Annotated in this window: 18 protein-coding genes; 17 read left to right on the top strand and 1 reads right to left on the bottom strand. The window is 70.9% G+C overall.

Annotated elements, in window-relative coordinates:
- Nucleotides 1–112: 112 nt before the first annotated feature.
- On the top strand, nt 113–1,603 hold the full coding sequence (locus tag R2N01_RS07370; protein ID WP_316669968.1) for an aldehyde dehydrogenase family protein: 1,491 nt from the start codon (nt 113–115) through the stop codon (nt 1,601–1,603).
- Nucleotides 1,604–1,641: 38 nt separating this feature from the next.
- Here R2N01_RS07370 and R2N01_RS07365 read toward each other — a convergent pair whose 3' ends face one another.
- A complete protein-coding gene (locus R2N01_RS07365; RefSeq protein WP_316669966.1) occupies nt 1,642–2,880 on the bottom strand; it encodes a chorismate-binding protein in 1,239 nt (412 codons plus the stop codon).
- Nucleotides 2,881–3,131: 251 nt separating this feature from the next.
- Between R2N01_RS07365 and R2N01_RS07360 the strand changes: the two genes are divergently transcribed.
- From R2N01_RS07360 to R2N01_RS07285, 16 genes are all read left to right on the top strand, one after another.
- Nucleotides 3,132–4,388: a geranylgeranyl reductase family protein gene (locus tag R2N01_RS07360; protein WP_316669970.1), complete on the top strand. Its 1,257-nt coding sequence runs from the start codon at nt 3,132–3,134 to the stop codon at nt 4,386–4,388.
- A gap of 37 nt (nt 4,389–4,425) precedes the next feature.
- On the top strand, nt 4,426–4,791 hold the full coding sequence (locus R2N01_RS07355) for an NADH-quinone oxidoreductase subunit A (RefSeq protein ID WP_316669964.1): 366 nt from the start codon (nt 4,426–4,428) through the stop codon (nt 4,789–4,791).
- 18 nt (nt 4,792–4,809) lie between these two features.
- Nucleotides 4,810–5,367: an NADH-quinone oxidoreductase subunit B family protein gene (locus R2N01_RS07350; protein WP_316669962.1), complete on the top strand. Its 558-nt coding sequence runs from the start codon at nt 4,810–4,812 to the stop codon at nt 5,365–5,367.
- Nucleotides 5,364–6,116: an NADH-quinone oxidoreductase subunit C gene (locus R2N01_RS07345; RefSeq protein ID WP_316669961.1), complete on the top strand. Its 753-nt coding sequence runs from the start codon at nt 5,364–5,366 to the stop codon at nt 6,114–6,116. Before R2N01_RS07350 ends, R2N01_RS07345 begins: the two co-directional genes overlap by 4 nt.
- Complete coding sequence (locus tag R2N01_RS07340) at nt 6,113–7,474, top strand: NADH-quinone oxidoreductase subunit D (RefSeq protein WP_316669959.1); 1,362 nt, start codon at nt 6,113–6,115, stop codon at nt 7,472–7,474. The genes R2N01_RS07345 and R2N01_RS07340 overlap by 4 nt, the downstream gene beginning before the upstream one ends.
- A gap of 52 nt (nt 7,475–7,526) precedes the next feature.
- Nucleotides 7,527–8,273, top strand: coding sequence for an NADH-quinone oxidoreductase subunit NuoE (gene nuoE / locus R2N01_RS07335; protein WP_316669958.1), 747 nt, complete (start codon nt 7,527–7,529; stop codon nt 8,271–8,273).
- A complete protein-coding gene (nuoF, locus tag R2N01_RS07330; protein WP_316669956.1) occupies nt 8,270–9,622 on the top strand; it encodes an NADH-quinone oxidoreductase subunit NuoF in 1,353 nt (450 codons plus the stop codon). The genes nuoE and nuoF overlap by 4 nt, the downstream gene beginning before the upstream one ends.
- Nucleotides 9,619–12,057: an NADH-quinone oxidoreductase subunit G gene (locus tag R2N01_RS07325; protein ID WP_316669954.1), complete on the top strand. Its 2,439-nt coding sequence runs from the start codon at nt 9,619–9,621 to the stop codon at nt 12,055–12,057. Before nuoF ends, R2N01_RS07325 begins: the two co-directional genes overlap by 4 nt.
- Complete coding sequence (gene nuoH / locus R2N01_RS07320; protein WP_316669952.1) at nt 12,054–13,412, top strand: NADH-quinone oxidoreductase subunit NuoH; 1,359 nt, start codon at nt 12,054–12,056, stop codon at nt 13,410–13,412. Before R2N01_RS07325 ends, nuoH begins: the two co-directional genes overlap by 4 nt.
- Nucleotide 13,413: 1 nt before the next feature.
- Complete coding sequence (gene nuoI, locus R2N01_RS07315; RefSeq protein WP_316669950.1) at nt 13,414–14,013, top strand: NADH-quinone oxidoreductase subunit NuoI; 600 nt, start codon at nt 13,414–13,416, stop codon at nt 14,011–14,013.
- Nucleotides 14,013–14,954, top strand: coding sequence for an NADH-quinone oxidoreductase subunit J (locus R2N01_RS07310; protein ID WP_399553256.1), 942 nt, complete (start codon nt 14,013–14,015; stop codon nt 14,952–14,954). Before nuoI ends, R2N01_RS07310 begins: the two co-directional genes overlap by 1 nt.
- Entirely contained in the window at nt 14,951–15,250 is a 300-nt protein-coding gene (gene nuoK, locus R2N01_RS07305) for an NADH-quinone oxidoreductase subunit NuoK (RefSeq protein WP_316669947.1), read from the top strand. Before R2N01_RS07310 ends, nuoK begins: the two co-directional genes overlap by 4 nt.
- A gap of 37 nt (nt 15,251–15,287) precedes the next feature.
- Entirely contained in the window at nt 15,288–17,168 is a 1,881-nt protein-coding gene (gene nuoL, locus R2N01_RS07300; protein ID WP_316669945.1) for an NADH-quinone oxidoreductase subunit L, read from the top strand.
- A gap of 13 nt (nt 17,169–17,181) precedes the next feature.
- The gene (locus tag R2N01_RS07295; RefSeq protein WP_316669943.1) at nt 17,182–18,720 is read left to right on the top strand and encodes an NADH-quinone oxidoreductase subunit M; all 1,539 of its coding nucleotides are present in this window, start codon (nt 17,182–17,184) and stop codon (nt 18,718–18,720) included.
- Between the two features lie 3 nt (nt 18,721–18,723).
- Entirely contained in the window at nt 18,724–20,277 is a 1,554-nt protein-coding gene (nuoN, locus tag R2N01_RS07290; protein WP_316669941.1) for an NADH-quinone oxidoreductase subunit NuoN, read from the top strand.
- Between the two features lie 12 nt (nt 20,278–20,289).
- The coding region (locus R2N01_RS07285; RefSeq protein ID WP_316669940.1) for a polyprenyl synthetase family protein at nt 20,290–21,241 on the top strand (952 nt) is incomplete at its 3' end.

Below are 21,241 nucleotides of genomic sequence, written 5' to 3'. Positions count from 1 at the left end.
CGGGGCGGTGCGGACCCATGGCGGCCCGGCGCGCCGGCGCCGCACGCACGGGCGTGCGCGGCGGCCCCGTCAGGACGGCGGCCCGCACCCGGGCCCGGACAAGGAGACGCGTATGAACGGCACGACCGGCATCCAGGACGGCTACGGTCTGTACATCAACGGTCAGTGGCGTCCCGCCTCCGGCGGCGCCACCCTCGAGTCCTGCAACCCCGCCACCGCCGAGCGCCTGGCCACCATCGCGGACGCCACGAAGGCGGACGTCGACGAGGCCGCTGCCGCCGCCCGCGCGGCCTTCGAGACCTGGTCGCGCACGCCGGTCGCCGATCGCTCCGAGGCACTCCTGGACATCGCCGACCTCGTCGAGGCGAACCTCGACCACCTGGCCGCCGTCGAGTCGAGCGACAACGGCAAGCCGATCCGCGAGACGAGCGGCGCCGATGTGCCGCTGAGCGTCGACCACTTCCGCTACTTCGCCGGCTGCATGCGCGCCGACGAGGGCTCGGCCACCATGACCGATGCGAGCACCCTGAGCATCATTCTGCGCGAGCCGCTGGGCGTCATCGGCCAGATCGTCCCGTGGAACTTCCCCCTCCTCATGGCCGCCTGGAAGCTCGCCCCGGCGCTGGTCGCGGGCAATACGGTCGTCTTCAAGCCCTCGAGCGCCACCTCCCTGTCGGTGCTCGAACTGGCCCGGCTCATCGACGGGGCCGGCATCCTGCCGCCCGGCGTGCTCAACGTCATCACCGGTTCGGGCGGCCACTCCGGCGAATACCTCAAGGCCGCCGACGTCGACAAGCTCGCGTTCACCGGCTCCACCGAGGTGGGACGCGGCATCGGACTGGCCGCCGCGGAGAAGATCATCCCCGCCACCCTCGAACTCGGCGGCAAGAGCGCCAGCATCTTCTTCGACGACGCCGACCCGGACGTGGCCGTCAACGGCGTCCAGATGGGCATCCTGTTCAACCAGGGCCAGGTCTGCTCGGCCGGCTCGCGCATCTTCGTCCAGGCCAGCGCCCTGGATCGCTTCATGGAGGCCTTCAGCGCGGCCTTCACCGCCGTCCGAGTGGGCGACCCGCTCGATCCGCGGACCCAGATGGGCGCCCAGGTCGACGAGAGGCAGCTGACCAGGATCCTCGACTACGTGGAGATCGGCAAGGCCGAGGGCGCCGAGGTCGCCGTCGGCGGGTCGCGCTACACGCAGGGCCCGCTGGCCAAGGGCGCGTTCATGCAGCCCACGCTCATCCTCGGCCGCAACGACATGCGCATCGCCCGTGAGGAGATCTTCGGTCCGGTCGGGGTCGTCATCCCCTTCGAGGACGAGGACGACGTCGTCGCCATGGCCAACGATTCCGACTACGGCCTGGGCGGTGGCGTGTTCACCGCGAGCCTCGACCGCGCCCTGCGCGTGGCCACCCGGGTGCGCACCGGCCGCATCTGGGTCAACCAGTACAACGTCTTCCCGGCCGGCGCGCCGTTCGGCGGCTACAAGGACAGCGGCATCGGCCGCGAGACCCACAAGATGGTCCTCGACGCCTACCAGCAGACGAAGAACATCCTCATCAACATCGGCTCGGGCCCCGTCGGACTGCCGTACGGCGCCTGATCCCCGGGCCCGCCGCGCCCGCGGGGCCCAGCTGCCGCTCAGCGCTCGGTGAGCAGCCTGCGCATCTGGGAGAGCTTGACCTGCGTGGAGACCAGTTTGTCGTGCGCGCTCGTGCTCGCCGAGGCCGTCGCCGAGGCGTACAGGCGGATGGCGCCGCCCCCCCCGATCTGACAGGCGCGCAGCGCGGCGAACCACTCGCCGTCGCCCTGCGCGTCGATCCAGCCGACCGGGGCGCCGAAGCGGCCGCGGTCCGTCGTGCTCATCTCGCCGATGACCCCGCGGGCCGCCTCGACGGGCGAGCCGGTGACCGAGGCCAGCGGGTGCAGCGCCGAGGCCAGCGCCAGGCACGAGTGGCCCGGGGAGGCCACGCCGCAGATGTCGGTGGCCAGGTTGAGCCCGTCGGGGAGCGAGAGGGCGAAGGGCTGCTCGGGCACGTGCACACCCGTCATGAAGGGCCGCAGCGAGTCCGCGGCCTCGCTGACGGCGCGATGATGCTGGGCCAGACGGTCGGCGCTGGACAGCAGCTGGGCGGTCTGGGTGGCCTCGTCCACGCCGCCGAGGTTCTGCATCGAGCCGGCGAGGATGCGCGAGACGGTCAGGCCGCCGCTGCGCCGCACCATGACCTCGGGGGTCGCGCCGACCAGGCCGTCCACCAGATAGGTCCACGAGCCCCCGTAGTTCATCCACCACTGGCGCAGCACCCAGCGCGGATCGAGCCGGCCCCGGGCCACGGCGTCGAGCTGGCGCAGCATGACCAGCCTGTCGATGCGTCCGGCCGCGATGAGCCCCTTGACCCGGCCGAAGCGGTCCAGCCACTCCTGGTTGGCCTCCTCGCCGGTCTCGAACAGGACCTCGGCGGGGGCCGCCGGCGCGCTGCGGCGCTCGGGCAGGACGGGATCGACGTGGTCGTAGCCGAGCCGGGTGACCCAGCAGCGGCTCTCGCGGCGCCCGATGACGACCTCGGGGACGACGAAGCAGGAGCGCTGACCGGTGCGCATCGGGTCGTAGGTGAAGGAACCGTAGGCGATGGGGCCGGTGCCGAAGGCCTCGGGCATCTCGGTCTCGTTCTCGATCTGGGCCGAGAACTCGCCCCACCACTCGTCGGCGCCGGCCGCGTCGGCGCCGTCCAGACGGGCCATCTGGCCGAGCGCGATGAAACCGTCCTGCCCCTTCAGGAAGGCCGCTCCGGAATCGTCCAGGAAGTCGGTCAGCGGGCCGGGGTCCTCGATGGCGGCCGTACTGGCCCGCATCCGCGTGGAGCCGGGATTGATGATCACCCGTGCAGAGTAGCCGAAACGAATTCGGATCAGTCCCGGTCCGTTTTTGACCTCATCGTCGACAGTGGGCGATACTGGCGCGTAACCTGAAGGAGGAATGCGGGGTCTCCAAGAGATCGCCAGCAGGGCCGTGAACGATCCCCGTCCCCGATGTATCGGATCCATGCGGATTGGGTGAGGCGATGACGCACAGTGGGGTGCCGGGAGTGAGCAATGCTCTGGCTTCTGAACTGCTCGCGGCGGCAGCGCCAGTGGACCAGCGGGAGGCCGACGTCATCGTCGTCGGCGCCGGCCCCGGCGGCGCCGCGACGGCCGCCTTCTGCGCCCAGCGCGGTCTGGACGTCCTCCTCCTCGAGAAGGCCGCCTTCCCCCGCGACAAGATCTGCGGCGACGGCCTGACCCCCCGCGCCGTGCGCATGCTCACGCGCCTGGGCATCGACACCAGCGAGTCGGCCGGCTTCCTGCACACCAGGGGCCTGCGCGTCTACGGCGGGCGCACCGAGCCCTTCGAGCTGCCCTGGCCCGAACTCGCGGACTTCCCGGACTACGGCACCACCTGCCCGCGCATGCGCTTCGACGACATGCTCGCCGGCCGCGCCGTGCAGCTGGGCGTGCACCTGATCACCGGCGCCAACGTCAGCGAGCCCGTCCTCGTGGGCGACCGCATCACCGGGGTGCGCACCGACGACGGGCGCACCTTCCGGGCGCCGGTCGTCGTCGCGGCGGACGGCAACTCCACCCGCCTGGCCGTGGCCATGGGCCGTCAGCGCGACGAGCGGCGCCCGATGGGGGTGGCCGTGCGCGCCTACTTCGAGAGCCCGCGCCACGACGACCCGTGGATGGAGAGCTGGCTCGAGCTGTGGGACGGCGAGCGCGGGCGGTCCACCCAGCTGCCGGGCTACGCCTGGGTCTTCCCGATGGGCGACGGCCGCTGCAATGTCGGCCTGGGAATGCTCAGCTCGTCCCCGGCCTTCGGACGCACCGACTACCGCGAGCTGATGCGCACCTGGCTGGCCGCGACCCCGCCGCAGTGGTGCTTCGACGAGGGGCACATGGTCGACCGGATCCGCGGCGCGGCCCTGCCGATGGCGCTCAACCGCAAACCGGTCTACGCCAACGGCCTGCTGCTCGTCGGCGATGCCGGCGGCATGGTCAACCCGTTCAACGGCGAGGGCATCGACTACTCGCTCGAGGCCGCCGAGATGGCCGCCGGCGCGATCGCCGAGGCCCGCTCCCGCGGCGTCGGCAGCGCCGCCGCCGAGCGCGCGCTGGCGGGCTACGGGACCCGCATCAGGGAGGGCCTCGGCGGTTACTACCGCCTGGGCATCCTCTTCTCCCGCCTCATCGGCAACCCCAGGATCATGCACCTGTGCACCACCTACGGCCTCCCGCGGCCGATGCTGATGCGCTTCGTCAACAAGCTGCTCGCCAACCTCACCGATGAGCACGACGGCGACGCATTCGACCACATCATCAACGCGCTGACCCGGATCGCCCCCTCCGCGTAGGGCAGCGGGACAGCTCGGAAGGCAGGAAGGAACGGACATGAGCGCATATATCCCGATTCTCGGGCTGGTCGCGCTGGCCGCCGTCTTCGTGTGGGTGGCGGCGATCTGGCTGTCCCCGCTCATCGGCCCGCATCGTTACAACCGCACCAAGTACGACTCCTTCGAGTGCGGCATCCAGCCCACCCCGCAGACCGTCGCCGGCGGAGGGCGCTTCGCGGTCAAGTACTACGTCACCGCGATGCTCTTCATCGTCTTCGACATCGAGATCGTCTTCCTCTACCCGTGGGCGGTCGCCTTCGACCGTCTCGGGGCGTTCGGCGTCATCGAGATGCTCCTGTTCATCGTCGTCGTCTTCGCGGCCTACGCCTACGTGCTGCGCCGCGGTGGGCTCGACTGGGACTGAAAGGCCGGGTGATCACGCATGGGTATTGAGGAGAGGGTTCCGTCCGGCATCCTCCTGACCACTCTCGAGGCCATCGCCGGCTGGACGCGCAAGACCTCGTTCTGGCCCCTGACGATGGGCCTGGCCTGCTGCGCCATCGAGATGATCAGTTACGGCGGCCCGCGCGCCGACGCCGGGCGCTGGGGCCAGGAGGTCTTCCGCGCCAGCCCGCGCCAGGCCGATCTGATGGTCGTCTCGGGCCGCGTCAGCCAGAAGATGGCGCCGGTCGTGCGCCAGCTGTGGGACCAGATGCCCAACCCGAAGTGGTGCATCGCCATGGGCGCCTGCGCCTCCAGCGGCGGCCTGTTCAACAACTACGCGGTCGTCCAGGGCGTCGACCACATCGTCCCCGTCGACATGTACATCCCCGGCTGCCCGCCGAGGCCCGACATGCTCATCGACGCGGTCTTCAAGCTGCGCGCCCAAGAGGTCATGCACCACAGGATCGGCGCGAACCGCGTCGCCGAGACCGCCGAGAGGGAGCGGGCCGCGCTCGAGGCGCCGGCCACCATCGAGCAGAGGGGGCTCATGCGATGAGCGAGAACGGCGCCACCCCGGCACGCCCCGGGCACGGCCAGGAACCCGTCGAGTTCCCGCACCTGGCGCAGCTGTTCGCGACCGGCGCCGACCCGGCCGTCGACGACCAGGTCGTCGCCCGCCGCAGGGGCATGTGGGGCCCGGGCTCCGGCCCCGGCGACACCTCCGGCTTCAACGGCCTGGAGCGCACCACCGCCCTGTCCGGCATCACGAGCCCGCCCTTCGGCGGCTGGTTCGACCAGGTCGCCGACCGCATGGCCGAACTCGTCGCGGGCTTCGCCACCCATGTCATGGTGCACCGCGGGGAGATCACCTTCTTCGTCGTCCCCGCCAGGCTCGTCGAGCTGTGCCGGGCGCTGCGCGACGACGAGGGCCTGCGCTTCGAGGTCTGCCCGTCGGTCTCGGGCGCGCACTACCCCGAGCAGACCGGGCGCGAGCTGCACGTGGTCTACCACCTGCTCTCGTACACCTACAACCGCCGCATCCGCCTGGAGGTCGAGCTGCCCGACTCCGACCCGCACGTGCCCTCGGTCGTACCGGTCTATCCGCACGCCAACTACCACGAGCGCGAGACCTGGGACATGTTCGGCGTCGTCTTCGACGGGCATCCGGGCCTGACCCGCATCCTCATGCCCGACGACTGGGTGGGCCATCCCCAGCGCAAGGACTACCCGCTGGGAGGGATCCCGGTCGAGTTCAGGGGAGCCGTCGTGGCGCCCCCCAGCGAGCGCAGGAGCTACAACCGATGAGCGAGAACGAGCACACGCACGCCGGCGCGGATGACCTCTTCGCCGGGCCCGGCGACGAGCGCGTCGACGCGGCCTACCTGGTCAATGGCGCCGACTGGGACCAGATCGTGGCCGCCCAGCGCGAGAGCGACGACGAGACGATCGTCGTCAACGTCGGACCCCAGCACCCCAGCACGCACGGCGTCATGCGCCTGGTCATGGAGCTGGACGGCGAGACGGTCGTGTCCGTGCGCCCGAGCATCGGCTTCCTGCACACGGGCATCGAGAAGAACATCGAGTACCGCTCCTGGACGCAGGGCTCCGCCTTCGCCACCAGGTGCAACTACGTGGCGGGCATCTTCAACGAGGCCGCCTACTCCCTGGCCGTCGAGAGGCTGCTCGGCGTCACCGACGCCATGCCGCCCCGTGCGAGTCAGCTGCGCGTCCTCATGATGGAGGTCAACCGCATCGCCTCCCACCTGACCGGCGTCGGCGCCGGCGGCCTCGAACTGGGCGCCACCAGCGTCCAGGAGGTCTGCCTGCGCGAGCGCGAGCGCGTCCTCGACTTCACCGAGGCGGTCACCGGCCTGCGCATGAACAACGCGTACATCCGCCCCGGGGGCGTGGAGAACGACCTGCCCGACGACGGCCTGGACCTGCTCGACGAGCTGCTGCGCCAGCTGAGGAGGAATCTGCCCGAGATCGGTCAGTTCACGCTCCAGAACCCGATCTTCAAGAACCGTCTGCAGGGCGTGGCCCACCTGGACCTGAGCCAGTGCATGATGATGAACGTCTCCGGACCCGTGCTGCGCTCCACCGGCTACCCGTGGGACCTGCGCAAGACCCAGCCGTACTGCGGCTACGAGAACTACGAGTTCGACGTCTGCACCGCCACCGGCAAGGACGCCTACGGACGCTGGGTCATCCGCCTGAAGGAGATGGACGAGTCGGTCCGCATCCTCGAGCAGGTGCGCGAGGCGCTGGCCGCCTCCAAGGGCGAGCCCTGCCGCGTCGAGGACCCCGAACTGCGCTGGCCGTCCGAGCTGACCGTGGCGGCCGACGGCCAGGGCAACTCGAACGAGCACGTCAGGCACATCATGGGCGAGTCCATGGAGGCCCTCATCCACCATTTCAAGATCGTCTCCCAGGGCTTCCGGGTGCCGGCCGGCCAGGTCTACGTGCCGATCGAGGCACCGGCCGGCGAGCTGGGCTTCCACCTCGTCTCCGACGGGGGCACCCGCCCCTACCGCGCGCACCTGCGCGACCCCGGCTTCAACCATGTGCAGTCGGTTCCGATCCTGGCCGAGGGCGGCATGCTCTCGGACTCGATCATGGGCATCGCCTCCCTCGACCCGGTGATGGGCGGTGTCGACCGATGAGCCCGCTGCGGACCCGCAGGACACCCCACCCACCGAGAAGGAGCGATGCGGCATGAGCGATCACGAGTTCGTGTCCCACTTCGACGACGCCGTGCGCATCGATGCCGACGAGGCGCCCACGGGCATCGACGAGACGACGCTTGCCGAGATGCGCGAGCTGGCCGGGCGCTACCCCGATTCCCGCTCGGCCCTGATGCCGATGCTCCACCTGGTGCAGTCGGTCGACGGGCGCGTCTCCGACGCCGGGGTGAGGGCCTGCGCCGAGATCCTGGGCATCAGCACGGCCCAGGTCAACGGCGTGGCGACCTTCTACACGATGTTCAAGCGCCGCCCCGGCGGCAAGCAGCACATCGGCGTGTGCACCACCGCCCTGTGCGCGGTGCTCGGCGGCGACATCCTGCTCGATCACGTCGAGAGGAGGCTCGGCATCGGTGAGGGCGAGACCACGCCGGACGGCATGTTCAGCCTCGAGCGCCTCGAGTGCAACGCCGCCTGCGACTTCGCGCCGATCATGACGGTCAACTGGGAGTTCATGGACAACATGACCCCTGACAAGGCGGACAGGCTGCTCGACGAGCTCGCCGCCGGCGACGTGGTCCGCACCCCCCGCGGCGCGCCGAACCCCCGCGGGCGCGCGGCCGCGCCCGTGCTCGCCGGCTTCGACGACGGCCGGGCCGATGAGGGCCCGAGTGCCGGCGAGTCCAGCCTGCGCGGCGTGGAGTGCGCGCGCGAGCACGGCTGGTCGGCGCCCGCCGAGCCGGCGCTCGGGCCCTCGTCCGGGGAGCGGGAGGCGAGATGACCGACAAACTGACTCCCATCGTCTCGGCCCACTGGGGCGAGGAGGGCTCCTGGCGCCTGGAGAACTACGTGAGCCACGGCGGCTACGGTGCCGCCCGCAGGGCGCTCACCACGATGGACGCGCCCGAGGTCATCGCCCTGGTCAAGGACGCGGGGCTGCGCGGGCGCGGCGGTGCGGGCTTCCCGACGGGCATGAAGTGGTCCTTCATCCCGCAGGACAACCCGAACCCGAAGTACCTCGTGGTCAACTGCGACGAGTCCGAGCCCGGCACCTGCAAGGACGTGCCGATGCTCATGGCCACGCCGCACACGCTCATCGAGGGCATCGTCATCGCCTGCTACGCGGTCAACGCCCACCGCGCCTTCGTCTACGTGCGCGGCGAGGTGCTCCACGTCATCCGCCGCCTGCGCAAGGCCGTCGCCGACGCCTACGGGGCCGGCTATCTCGGCAGGGATCTGTTCGGCACCGGCTACGACCTGGACGTCGTCGTCCACGCCGGCGCGGGCGCCTACATCTGCGGCGAGGAGACGGCCCTGCTCGACTCGCTCGAGGGGCGTCGCGGCCAGCCCAGGCTGCGCCCGCCGTTCCCCGCGGTGGAGGGCCTGTACGCCTGCCCGACGGTGGTCAACAACGCCGAGTCGATCGCCTCGGTGCCGGCCATCGTCGCCCACGGCGCATCCTGGTACCGGCAGATGGGCACCGAGCGCTCCAGGGGCGCCACGATCTACTCGCTCAGCGGCCATGTGAGGCGTCCCGGCCAGTTCGAGGCCCCGCTCGGCACCACGATGCGCGAGCTGCTCGGGATGGCCGGCGGCATCCGCGAGGGCCACGAGCTGAAGTTCTTCACCCCCGGCGGCTCGTCCACCCCGATCTTCACGCCCGACCAGCTCGACGTGCCGCTCGACTACGAGTCGGTCTCCGCGGCCGGCTCGATCCTGGGCACCAAGGCCCTGCAGTGCTTCGACGACACCGTCTCGGTGGTGCGCACCACTTTGCGCTGGACCGAGTTCTACAAGCACGAGAGCTGCGGCAAGTGCACGCCGTGCCGCGAGGGCAGCTGGTGGCTCGTCCAGACGTTGCGCAACATCGAGGCGGGCCGGGGCGCCCCGGGCGACGTCGACAAGATGCTCGACGTGTGCGACAACGTCTCGATGAAGAGCTTCTGCACCCTCGCCGACGGCTTCGTGGCCTGCATCACCAGCGCCGTCGGGCACTTCCGCAGCGAGTTCGAGGCCGGTTGCAACGGCACGCCCGCCTGGGAGCTCTTCCCGTACGAGGCCAGTGCGCTGTTCGAGGCGCCCCGAGAGCTGGCCGCCGTCTCATCCACCGACGAAGGGGGTGCGGCATGAGCGCCGACGTCGCCGCCGGGACGGAGATGGTCGTCTTCACCATCGACGGCACCGAGGTCGAGGTGCCCAAGGGCACGCTCGTCGTCCGGGCCGCCGAGAAGATCGGCCTGGAGATCCCGCGCTTCTGCGATCATCCGCTGCTCGACCCGGTCGCGGCCTGCCGCGCCTGCCTGGTCCAGGTGCCCGATGCGGGCAACGGCCGCCCGATGAAACCGCAGCCGGCCTGCGCGCTCGCCGCGATGCCCGGCATGAAGGTCGAGACCGGCGAGTCCAGCGAGGAGGTGGCCAAGCACCAGCGGGGCATGATCGAGTTCCTGCTGATCAACCACCCGCTCGACTGCCCGATCTGCGACAAGGGCGGCGAGTGCCCGCTGCAGAACCAGACGATGAGCCACGGCCCGGGCGAGTCCCGCTACGAGGGCGCCAAGCGCACCTACGCCAAGCCCATCCACATCAGTGCCGAACTCCTGCTCGACCGCGACCGCTGCATCCTGTGCCAGCGCTGCACGCGGTTCAGCGCCCAGATCAGCGGTGACGACTTCATCAGCCTCGCCGAGCGCGGCGCGATGAGCCAGATCAGCGTCTACGAGGAGCACCCGTACAACTCGTACTTCGCCGGCAACATCGTCCAGATCTGCCCGGTCGGCGCCCTGACCAGCGCCGACTACCGCTTCCAGTCCCGCCCGTTCGACCTGGTCAGCACGACGACGACCTGCGAGAACTGCGCGGCCGGCTGCGAGCTGCGCGTCGACCACCGCCACTACTCGGTGCGCCGCCGCCTGGCCGGCGAGGACCCGGCGGTGAACGAGGAGTGGAACTGCGACAAGGGCCGCTTCGGCTACCGCTCCGGCCAGGACGGGCGCCGGCTGACGAGCCCGCTCGTGCGGCGCGGCGGCGAGCTCGTGGCGGCCAGCTGGCACGAGGCGATCGACGCGGCCGCCGAGGGCCTGAGGGCCGCCGGCCCGGCGGTCGGCGTGCTGCCCGGCGGGCGCCTGACGCTCGAGAACGCCTACGCCTACTCCCGTTTCGCCCGCGCCGTGCTCGGCACCGATGACATCGACTTCCGCTCGCGCCCGTCCAGCGACGAGGAGACGGCCTTCCTGGCGGCCCACGTCGCCGGGCGGGGCCTGGAGGAGTCGGTCACCTACGCCGACCTGGAGAGTGCCGGGCGCGTCGTCCTGGTGGGCCTCGAGCCCGAGGACGAGTCCCCGATGGTCTTCCTGCGCCTGCGCAAGGCGTGGCGCAAGCGGGGACTCCGGGTCGTCGCGCTGGCCCCGTTCACCAGCCGCGGCTCGCGCAAGATGGGGGCCCGCCTGTGGAGCACCGCCCCCGGGCAGGAGGCAGCCCGGCTCGCCGAGCTGGCCGCCGAGGGCGGTATCGACGGGGACACGATCATCCTGGTCGGCGAGCGCGCGGCGACCAGCCCGGGCGCGCTGAGTGCGGTCGTCGCCCAGGCGCAGGCCCATGGTGCCCGCTTCGCCTGGATCCCGCGCCGCAGCGGGGAGCTCGCCGCCATCGAGGCGGGAGCCCTGCCGGGCCTGCTGCCCGGCGGGCGGACGAGTGCCGATGCGGCCGCCCGCGTCGACATGGCCGCGGCCTGGGGGCTGCGCTCCCTGCCCGCCGAACCCGGCCGGGACGGCCCGCGCATCATCGCGGCAGCCGCCGGCGGCGAGTTGAAGGCCCTGGTCACCGGCGGCTTCCAGGCCGCCGACTGCGCCGATCCGGGGGCCGTCGAGGACGCCCTCGAGGCGGTCGAGTTCGTACTGAGCCTGGAGCAGCGCCCGAGCGACGTCACCGAGCGCGCCGACGTCGTCCTGCCGGTGGCCCTGCTCGAGGAGCAAGCCGGGACGCTCATCAACTGGGAGCACCGCATCCGCCCGGTGGCGCTCATCAACGCCGCGAACCAGGCGCCGATGACCGACGTGCGCGTGCTGGCCGCCCTGGCCGACGCCCTCGGCGCCGACCTCGGCATGCGCAGCCCGGCCCAGGCCGGCGCCGACTTCGCCGAGTTGCGGCCCTGGACCGGCCCCCGCGCCGAGTTCCGGGCCCGGCCCGCGGCGCCCGCCGCCGGGAACGGGGGGGAGGGCATGGTGCTGTCGGGCTGGCGGCTGCTCATGGACGACTCGGCCGCCCTCGACGGCGCCGACTTCGCCCGCGCCGCCACCGAGCCGCTGTTCATCGCCCTGGCACCGGCCGATGCCGCGGCCCTGGGCGTCAGCGCCGGCGCCCCGGTGAGCATCTGCGGGCCGGACGGCTCGGTGAGCCTGCCGGCCCGGATCGAGCCCGACATGGTCCCCGGCGTCGTCTGGGCCCCGCTCAACTCCGGGGGGCCGCTGAGCGTCCTGCTCGGGGCCCGGCCCGGGGCCCGCGTCCAGGCCGAGGCGGTGCGCATCGCCCCGCTCCCGCAGATCGCCGACGATGGAGGTGCGGCATGAACCCGCTCGAGAGCGCCATCTTCGGCCCCGACCCCTGGTGGCTGGTCGTCATCAAGGTCATCGGCGTCTTCGTCGTCCTGCTGCTGTGGACCATTTTCAACGTATGGTTCGAGCGCCGGGTCCTCGGCCGCATGCAGAACCGCAAGGGCCCGATCATGAACGGCCCGCTCGGCCTGCCGCAGGCCATGGGCGACGGTGTGAAGCTGCTCCTCAAGGAGGACTTCCGTCCGGCCCGCACCGACCGGGTCGTCTTCTCGCTGGCCCCGATGCTCATCGCGATAGCGGCCTTCAGCTCCTGGGCGGTCATCCCGCTGGGCGGCGAGGTGCGCATGTTCGGCCGTATCACCCGCCTGCAGGTCTCCGACCTGCCGGTCTCGGTGCTGCTCGTCCTGGCCATCGCCTCGGTCGGCGTCTACGGCGTCGTCCTGGCCGGCTGGGCCTCCAACGGAACCTACTCGTTCCTCGGCTCGATGCGCGCCACCGCGCAGCTGATCAGCTACGAGGTGTGCATGGGGCTGTCGCTGGTGGCGGTCTTCATGTACGCCGGTTCCATGAGCACCAGCCAGATCGTCGAGGCCCAGATGCGGCACCTGAACCTCTTCGGGCTGGAGACCTTCTTCCCCACGCACTACTGGCTGCCGCTGCTGCCGAGCTTCTGCATCTACATCGTGTCGATCTTCGGCGAGACGAACCGGCTGCCCTTCGACCTGGCCGAGTGCGAGTCCGAGATCGTCTCGGGCCACATCACCGACTACTCGGGCTTCCGCTACGCCATGTTCTTCCTGGCCGAGTACATCAACGTCGCCACCGTCTCGGGCGTGTGCACCACGCTCTTCCTCGGCGGTTACGGGGCGCCCTGGCCGTTCAGCATGATCGACGCCGTCAACCACGGCTGGTGGGGCCTGCTGTGGTTCTTCCTGAAGGCCCAGCTGGTCGTCTTCTTCTTCGTCTGGGTCCGCGCCGCGCTGCCGCGCTTCCGCTACGACCAGTTCATGGACCTGGGCTGGAAGTGGCTCATCCCGATCTCGCTGGCGTGGATCCTGGTCTTCTCGATCCTGCGCGGCGGCATGGTCAACGGCTGGTTCGCCTCCCCGCTGGTCGCCGTCCTCGTCGGCGTGGCCGTCATCGTCCTGCTGGCCTGGGCGCTGTGGCCCTCCGGGGAGGGGACCGGCGCCGAGGCGGATGCCGCCGGGGCGGAGTTCGACGCCTTCGCCGGCGGCTACCCGGTGCCGCCGATGCCGGGCCGCCAGACCCGGCAGTTCGCCGGCATCGTCGCCGAGTCCGAGCCGCCCGGGACCCCGGCTGGATCGGCCGGGCCCGGGTCCGATGGGCAACCGACGACGGAGGAGCACTGACATGGGGGCCTGGTCCGGTTTCGGAATCACCTTCCGAACGATGTTCCGCAAGTCCTTCACCCAGAAGTACCCGCAGAAGGGCGCCGAGCGCGTCGTCGCCCCGCGCTTCCACGGCCGTCACCAGCTGAACCGCTGGCCCGACGGGCTCGAGAAGTGCGTCGGCTGCGAGCTGTGCGCCTGGGCCTGCCCGGCAGACGCCATCTACGTCGAGGCCGGCGAGAACACCGACGAGCAGCGCTTCAGTCCCGGCGAGCGCTTCGGCAAGGTGTACCAGATCAACTATCTGCGCTGCATCCTGTGCGGCATGTGCATCGAGGCCTGCCCGACGCGCGCGCTGACGATGACCAACGACTTCAAGCTGGCCGATCGCAGCCGCGAGAGCCTCATCTACGACAAGCAGCGCCTGCTGGCGCCGCTGCTGCCCGGCATGGAGGCCCCGCCGCACGCCCGCCGCCTGGGCGAGGACGAGAAGGACTACTTCCGCGGCCTGCCGCCCACCGGCCAGCTCGACGAGCGCGGCACGGCCGACGCCGTCGGCGTGCGCGCTCCCGGCCGCCCCGTCGACCAGATCACCGTTCCGAACGAGACGGGAGCCGCATGATGATCCCCCTGCTCACGGCCCAGGTCGTCGCCTTCTGGGTATTCGCCGTTCTGGCGGTGGCGGCGGCGCTGGGGCTCGTCCTCGGCCGCAAGCCGGTGCACTGCGCGCTGTGCCTGGCGGCCGTCATGATCTGCCTGGCCTGCCTGTACGCCAGTCTCGACGCGCCCTTCCTGTTCGTCGCTCAGATCATCGTCTACACGGGCGCGGTCATGATGCTCTTCGTCTTCACGATGATGATCATCGGCGTCGACGCGGTCGATGCGATGGTCGAGACGATCAGGGGCCAGCGCGTCGCGGCGATCATCGCCGCGGCCGGCCTGCTGGTGCTGCTCGTCCTGGCCGCCGGCCACGGCATCATCACCGAGCCGAAGGGTCTGGACGCGGCGGTCGGCGGGGCCGGCAACGTCGACTCGCTGGCCTACCTGGTCTTCGGCCGCTACGTCTTCGCCTTCGAGGCCACTGCGGCCCTGCTCATCACCGCCGCCCTGGCCGCCATGGTGCTGGCCCACGGCGAGCGGCTCCACAAGAAGGAGCGCCAGAGGGCGCGCGCCGCCCGCCGCATCCGCGAGTACGCGGAGCAGGGCGTCGATCCGGCACCGCTGCCCAACCCCGGTGTCTACGCCCGGCACAACTCGGCCGACCACCCTGCCCTGCTCCCGGACGGCTCGATCGCTGAGGGCTCGGTCGTTCCGACGCTCGCCGCCCGCGGCGTCGTCGTCGTGGACAGGGGCCGGCTGGTCGCCCCGAACATCGCGGCCGACAGGTCCGTCCGCGCCGTCAGGGACGACCAGCACGGCCTGCTGCCCGGCGAGAACGGGCTGCGCGGCTCCGGCCCCGCCGCGGAACTCGCCGCCGGCGACGAGCCGGAGGCCGGAGCCCCCCGGGGCGCTGACGAGCCCGCGGCCGTCGGGACCGGCGAGGACGGGGAGGACGAGCGATGAACCCGAACGCCTATGTCGTCCTGGCGGTCATCCTGTTCTGCATCGGTCTGCTCGGCTTCATGGTCCGCCGCAATGCGCTGATCGCCTTCATGTCGGTGGAGCTCATGCTCAACGCCGCCAATCTGGCGATGGTGGCCTTCTCGAATGTCCACGGCGGCCTGGACGGCCAGGTCGCGGCCTTCTTCGTGATGGTCGTCGCGGCCGCCGAGGTGGTCGTCGGACTGGCCATCATCATCACCATCTTCCGTACCCGCCAGTCGGCCTCGGTCGACGACGAGAACCTGCTGAAGCACTGAGGGGGCTGCGGTGAATCTTCTCGAAACACTCACTCCGGTGGCCGCCACGGGTTCGCTCGGTCTTGCCTGGCTGCTCATCGCGATCCCGCTGGCCGTGTCGGGCATCCTGCTCGTCGTCGGGCGGGCCGGCGACTCTTGGGGCCATCTGCTCGGCGCCGCATCGCCGATCGCGACCTTCGTCGTCGCGCTGGTCGAGTTCGTCCGGATGCTCAGCGCCCCGGCCGCCGGGCGCGCCGTGAGGGCGCCGGTCTACACCTGGGTCGAGGCCGGCGGCCGCTCGGTCGAGATCTCACTGCTGGTCGACCCGCTGTCGATCCTGTTCGCGCTGCTCGTCACCGGCGTCGGATCGCTGATCTTCGTCTACTCGATCGGTTACATGTCCGAGGACCCGAAGCGCCGCCGCTTCTTCGCCTTCCTCAACTTCTTCCTGGGCGCCATGCTCGCGCTGGTGCTGGCCGACAACTACATCATGCTGTTCATCGGTTGGGAGGGCGTCGGCCTGGCGTCGTACCTGCTGATCGGCTTCTGGCAGGAGCGGAACACGGCCGCCCTGGCCGCCAAGAAGGCCTTCCTCACCAACAAGGTCGGCGACCTCGGCCTGCTGTGCGCCAGCTTCGCGATGTTCGCCCTGTTCGGCTCGGTCTCCTTCTCCGACGTCAACGCGTCCGCCGCGGGCATGTCCCACGGCTGGGCCACCGCGCTCGGCCTGCTCCTGCTGCTGGCCGCCTGCGGCAAATCGGCCCAGGTGCCCCTGCAGGTCTGGCTGCTCGACGCCATGGAGGGCCCCACCCCGGTCTCGGCCCTCATCCACGCGGCGACGATGGTCACCGCCGGCGTCTACCTGGTCGTCCGCTCGCAGGCGATCTTCGTGCTGAGCGACGAGGCCTCGCTGGCCGTCGCCGTCGTCGGCCTGTGCTCCATCTTCGCCGGCGCCTGGATCGGCTGCGCCAAGGACGACATCAAGAAGGTGCTGGCCGGCTCGACGATGAGCCAGATCGGCTACATGATGCTCGCGGCCGGCCTCGGCCCGGCGGGCGTGGCCTTCGCGATCTTCCACCTGCTCACGCACGGCATGTTCAAGGCGAACATGTTCCTCGGCGCGGGCGCGGTCATGCACGGCATGGCCGACGACACCGACATGCGCCACTTCGGCGCGCTGGCCGAGGGGATGCCCTGGGTCTTCGGCACTTTCGCGATGGGCTACCTGGCCATCATCGGCTGCCCCTTCTTTGCCGGCTACTACTCGAAGGACCACATCATCGGCGCCGCCTTCGACAAGGGCCCGCTGTTCGGCTGGCTCGTCATCGCCGGTGCGGGCGTCACCGCCTTCTACATGACGCGCCTGATGATGATGACCTTCTTCGGCCCGTCCCGCCACCTGCCCGGCGTGCACCCGCACCGCCCCGGCCCGGTCATGGTCGTTCCCCTGGTGGTTCTGGCCATCGGCTCGGCCATCGGCGGCCTGGTCCTCAACGGCTGGATCCAGGGCTGGCTCGAGGACGCCATCGGTGCGGAGGTCGAGGCCGTCCACGTCTTCGAGACGAGCGCCATCGCCTGGGCCACCCTGCTGGTCGTGGCGCTGGGCGTCGCGCTCGGCGTGGTGCTCTACCGCCGCCCGATCGCCCAGGAGGCCCCCCCCAGCCGCAACTTCTTCGTCAACGCCGGACGCAACGAGCTGTACGCCAACTCGTTCAACGAGGCCGTGTTCATGCGCCCCGGCCAGAGGCTGTGCGTCGGCCTGGAGCTGACCGACCGCTACGTGGTGGACGGCGCGGTCAACGGCGGCGCCGCGACCGCCAGGGGCGCGGCCGGTCTGCTGCGCCTGCTCGAGAACGGATATGTCCGCACCTACGGCGCTCTGATGGCCTTCGGCACGCTCATCATCGGCGTCGTGATGATCCTGGGCCGGCTGGCCTGAGGGAGGAGGAGAAATGACATTCCCCTGGCTCACCCTCTTGGGGCTGGTGCCGATCGCGGGTTCGATCATCGTCCTCGCTCTGCGCGGCCGCGGCGGCAGGGCCGTCGCCATGGGTTTCGCCCTGGCCGAGCTGGCCATCGGCGTCGCCATCTGGCCCATGGACCCCCCCGCAGAGCAGTACGGCTGGATCGGCGCCATCGGCGCCTGGTACGCGTTGGACGTCGACGGGATGGCCAAGCTCCTCATCGGGCTGACCGTCGTCCTCGTGCCGGTCGTCCTGCTCGCGGAGTGGCACGTCGGCGACGGGCGCTCGGCGGGCGGGCCCGTCGAGGCCGACGGAGTGCTGCCCCCGCGCTGGAGCACCGAGGCCTTCATGGCCCTGGTCCTGCTGCTGGAGGGCTTCACCCTCTACGTCTTCATGGCCTCGGACCTGCTGGTCTTCTACATCTTCTTCGAGGCCACCCTCATCCCGATGTACTTCCTCATCGCCGGCTGGGGCGGGCCGGGGCGTACGGGCGCCGCGTTGAAGTTCCTGCTGTTCAGCCTCCTCGGCGGCCTGATCCTGCTGGCCGGCGTCATCGGCATGTACGCGGTCTCCGCCGGCAACGGCGATCCGAGCCTGCTGACCGCCGACCTGACCGGCCTGCCGATGGGCACCGGCACCGAGCGCTGGCTGTTCGCCGCCTTCTTCATCGCCTTCGCCATCAAGGCCCCGATGGTCCCGGTGCACACCTGGCTGCCCGACACCGCCGAGCAGGCCCGCCCCGGCGCCTCCTCGCTGCTGGTGGCCACGCTCGACAAGATCGGCACCTTCGGCATGATCCGCTTCTGCCTGGCCTTCTTCCCGGCCGCCAGCTCCTGGGCGGCGCCCTTCGTGCTGACCCTGGCGGTCATCTCGATCTTCTACGGCGCGGTCATGGCGATCGGGGCGAAGGATCTGCTGCGCCTGGTCGCCTACACCTCGGTCAGCCACTTCGGCTTCATGGTGCTGGGCGTCTTCTCGTTCACCACCGCCTCGCTGGCCGGCTCAATCTTCTACATGCTCGGTCACGGTTTCAGCGCCGCCGCCATGTTCCTGGTCGTCGGCTTCCTCGCCGAGCGCCGCGGCTCGGCCCTCATCGCCGACTTCGGCGGGGCCCAGAGGCTCGTCCCCGTGCTGGCCGGCGTCTTCCTGGTCTGCGGCCTGGCGACGCTCGGCCTGCCCGGCCTGGCGAACTTCGCCGGCGAGTACCTGATCATGGCGGGGGCCTGGGGCCGACACCCGGTCCTCGTCGCGGTCGCAGTCGTCGCCACCGTCCTGGCCGCGGTCTACATCATGCTGGCCTACCAGCGGGTCTTCACCGGCCCGGTGGGCGAGGCGAGCCGGACGCACCTGACGCGCGACCTGAGCGGTCGCGAGCGCGCCGTCATCGCCCCGCTCATCGCCCTCATGCTGTTCTTCGGCCTGGTGCCCAAGCCGGCGCTCGACGCGGTCGCCCCGACCGCGCAGCAGGCGATGGTGCACGTCTCGGCCACCGACCCGGCGCCGAGCGTCTCGAACGGGGGTAGATGAGTCATGACAAGTCCCACGATCGAGTACGGGCTCATCGCCCCGCTGCTCGTCCTGCTGGGCGGCGTCCTGTGCGCCGTGCTCGTCGAGGCCTTCGTGCCCCGCACCAGGCGCTTCAACACCCAGTTCGGCCTGGCCCTGGTGGCCCAACTCGCCGCCCTCGCCCTGGTCTGCGCCGGCTGGTCCCAGACCCCCGGCGTGGCCGTCATGGGGGGCCTGAGCGTCGACGGGCCCACCCGCGTCGCCTGGTCGATGCTGCTGGTCTTCGGACTGGGCGCGACGCTGCTGTACGGCGAGCGCCGCGTCAGCGGCGGGACGAGCTCCTTCGCCGCCCAGGCCCATACGGTGCCCGGCTCCCGCGCCGAGCACGAGGCCATCGCCGCCCGCCAGGAGAACACCGAGGTCTTCGCCCTGCTCGAGCTGTCGCTGTTCGGCATGCTCGTCTTCCCGGCGGCCAATGACCTGCTGACGATGTTCGTCGCCCTGGAGATCCTCTCGCTGCCGCTGTACGTCATGTGCGGCCTGGCCCGGCGCCGTCGCCTGCTCTCCCAGGAGGCGGCTCTGAAGTACTTCCTGCTCGGCGCCGCCTCCAGCGCGCTGTTCCTGTTCGGCGCGGCCATGCTGTACGGCTTCTGCGGCTCCTTCACCTTCGCCGACATCGACGCCGGGGTCACGCTCGGCATCGAGTCGCAGACCCTGCTGATGGCGGGCCTCGCGCTGGCCTCGGCCGGTGTCCTGTTCAAGATCGGCGCCGTGCCCTTCCACTCGTGGGTGCCCGACGTCTACACCGGCGCCCCCACCCCGGTCACCGCCTTCATGGCGGTGTGCACCAAGCTGGCGGCCTTCGGCGGCCTGCTGCGCCTGCTGTTCGTCGCCCTCGGCGGCGCCCGCTGGGACTGGCAGCTCGTCATAGCCGTCATCGCCGTCCTGACGATGGTCTTCGGCTCCCTCGTCGGCCTGGCCCAGACCGACGTCAAGCGCCTGCTGGCCTACTCCTCGATCGCCCACGCCGGCTTCATCCTGGTCGCTGTCGTCGGCGCCATGGCCGGCGGTGCGCTGGGCCAGGGCCGCAGCGGTTCGGTCCCGGGCGTCATGTTCTACCTGGCCGGCTACGGCCTGGCCACGATGAGCGCCTTCGCGGTCCTGACGATGGTCCGCCGCAGCGGCGGCGAGGCCACCGGCTTCGACGCCTGGGCCGGCCTCGGGCGGCGCGAGCCCGTGCTCGGCGCGATCATGACGCTCTTCCTGCTGTCGATGGCCGGTATCCCGCTGACCGGCGGCTTCGTCGGCAAGCTGGTGGCCTTCAGCGCCGGCTGGCAGGGTGGCTACGCCTGGCTCGTCGTCGTGGCGATCATCCTCTCCCTGGTCACCGCGGCCTTCTACTTCCGGCTGGTCAGGGTCATGTACTTCGACGAGCCCGACGCCTCCGTCGACATCGTCAAGGCCGGGACGCCGACCTGGACGGTGATCATTGTTGGGGCTGTCGGTACGCTTGTCCTTGGTCTTGCACCCGGTTTCGTGCTCGACCTTTTCACGAGCGCGGCAGGATTCCTGCGCTGATAGGAGACGACCGTGAGCCAGGCTGAGGACGAGGCCTTCGCCGGGAACATCGACGAGCAGCTCGCCGTCATCGAGCGGCGGCTCGGGCAGGTGGCCCTGGGGGCCGACAATCCTTTCCTGGCCGAGGCGGCCAGGCACGTGATCTCCGCCGGCGGCAAGCGCTTCCGCCCGTTGCTGGTCGCGTTGACCAGCCACCTGGGGCCCCACGCCGATCCCGGCGACGTGGTCCGTGCGGCCGTCGTCGTCGAGCTGACCCATGTGGCCTCGCTCTACCACGACGACGTCATGGACGAGGCCGATCTGCGCCGCGGGGTGCCCAGCGCCAATGCGGTCTTCGGCAACTCCACGGCCATCATGGTCGGCGACTGGCTCTTCGCCCGCGCCTCCACCGAGGTCACTCGTCTCGGCAATGACTACGTGCGTCTGCAGGCCGACACCTTCGCCGACCTCGTCGCCGGCCAGATCGGCGAGATGAACGGCCCGCAGCCCGGCGTCGATCCGATGGAGCACTACCTGCACGTCATCGAGGGCAAGACCGGCTCGCTGATCCGCACCTCGGCGCTGTTCGGCGCCATGGCCTCCGGCGCGGACCAGAGCGTCCTCGACGCCGTCGGCCGCTACGGCATGCAGATCGGCATGGTCTTCCAGCTGGCCGATGACCTCATCGACGTCACCAGCGACGAGACCGGCAAGACGCCCGGCACCGACCTGCGCGAGGGCATCCCGACGCTGCCCACGCTCATGCTCGCCGCCAGCGAGGCCCCGGCCGACAAGGAGCTCGTGGCCCTCATCCGCACGGGCCTGAGCGATGACGCCGAGCTCGCCCGGGCCCTGGCGGCGCTGCGCGCCAGCCATGTCATCGGCGAGGCCCGCGCCGAGATCCAGCGCCGCGCCGAGCTCGCCCGGGCCGAGCTGTCGGCCCTGCCCGAGGGCCCGGCGCGCCGGGCCCGCGGGCCGCTGTGCG

Origin of the sequence: uncultured Propionibacterium sp. (assembly GCF_963539965.1) — a bacterium.
GTDB lineage: Bacteria > Actinomycetota > Actinomycetes > Propionibacteriales > Propionibacteriaceae > Propionibacterium.
Note: the sequence above shows the minus strand (reverse complement) of the source record. Positions and strands in the feature narration are given on the sequence as shown.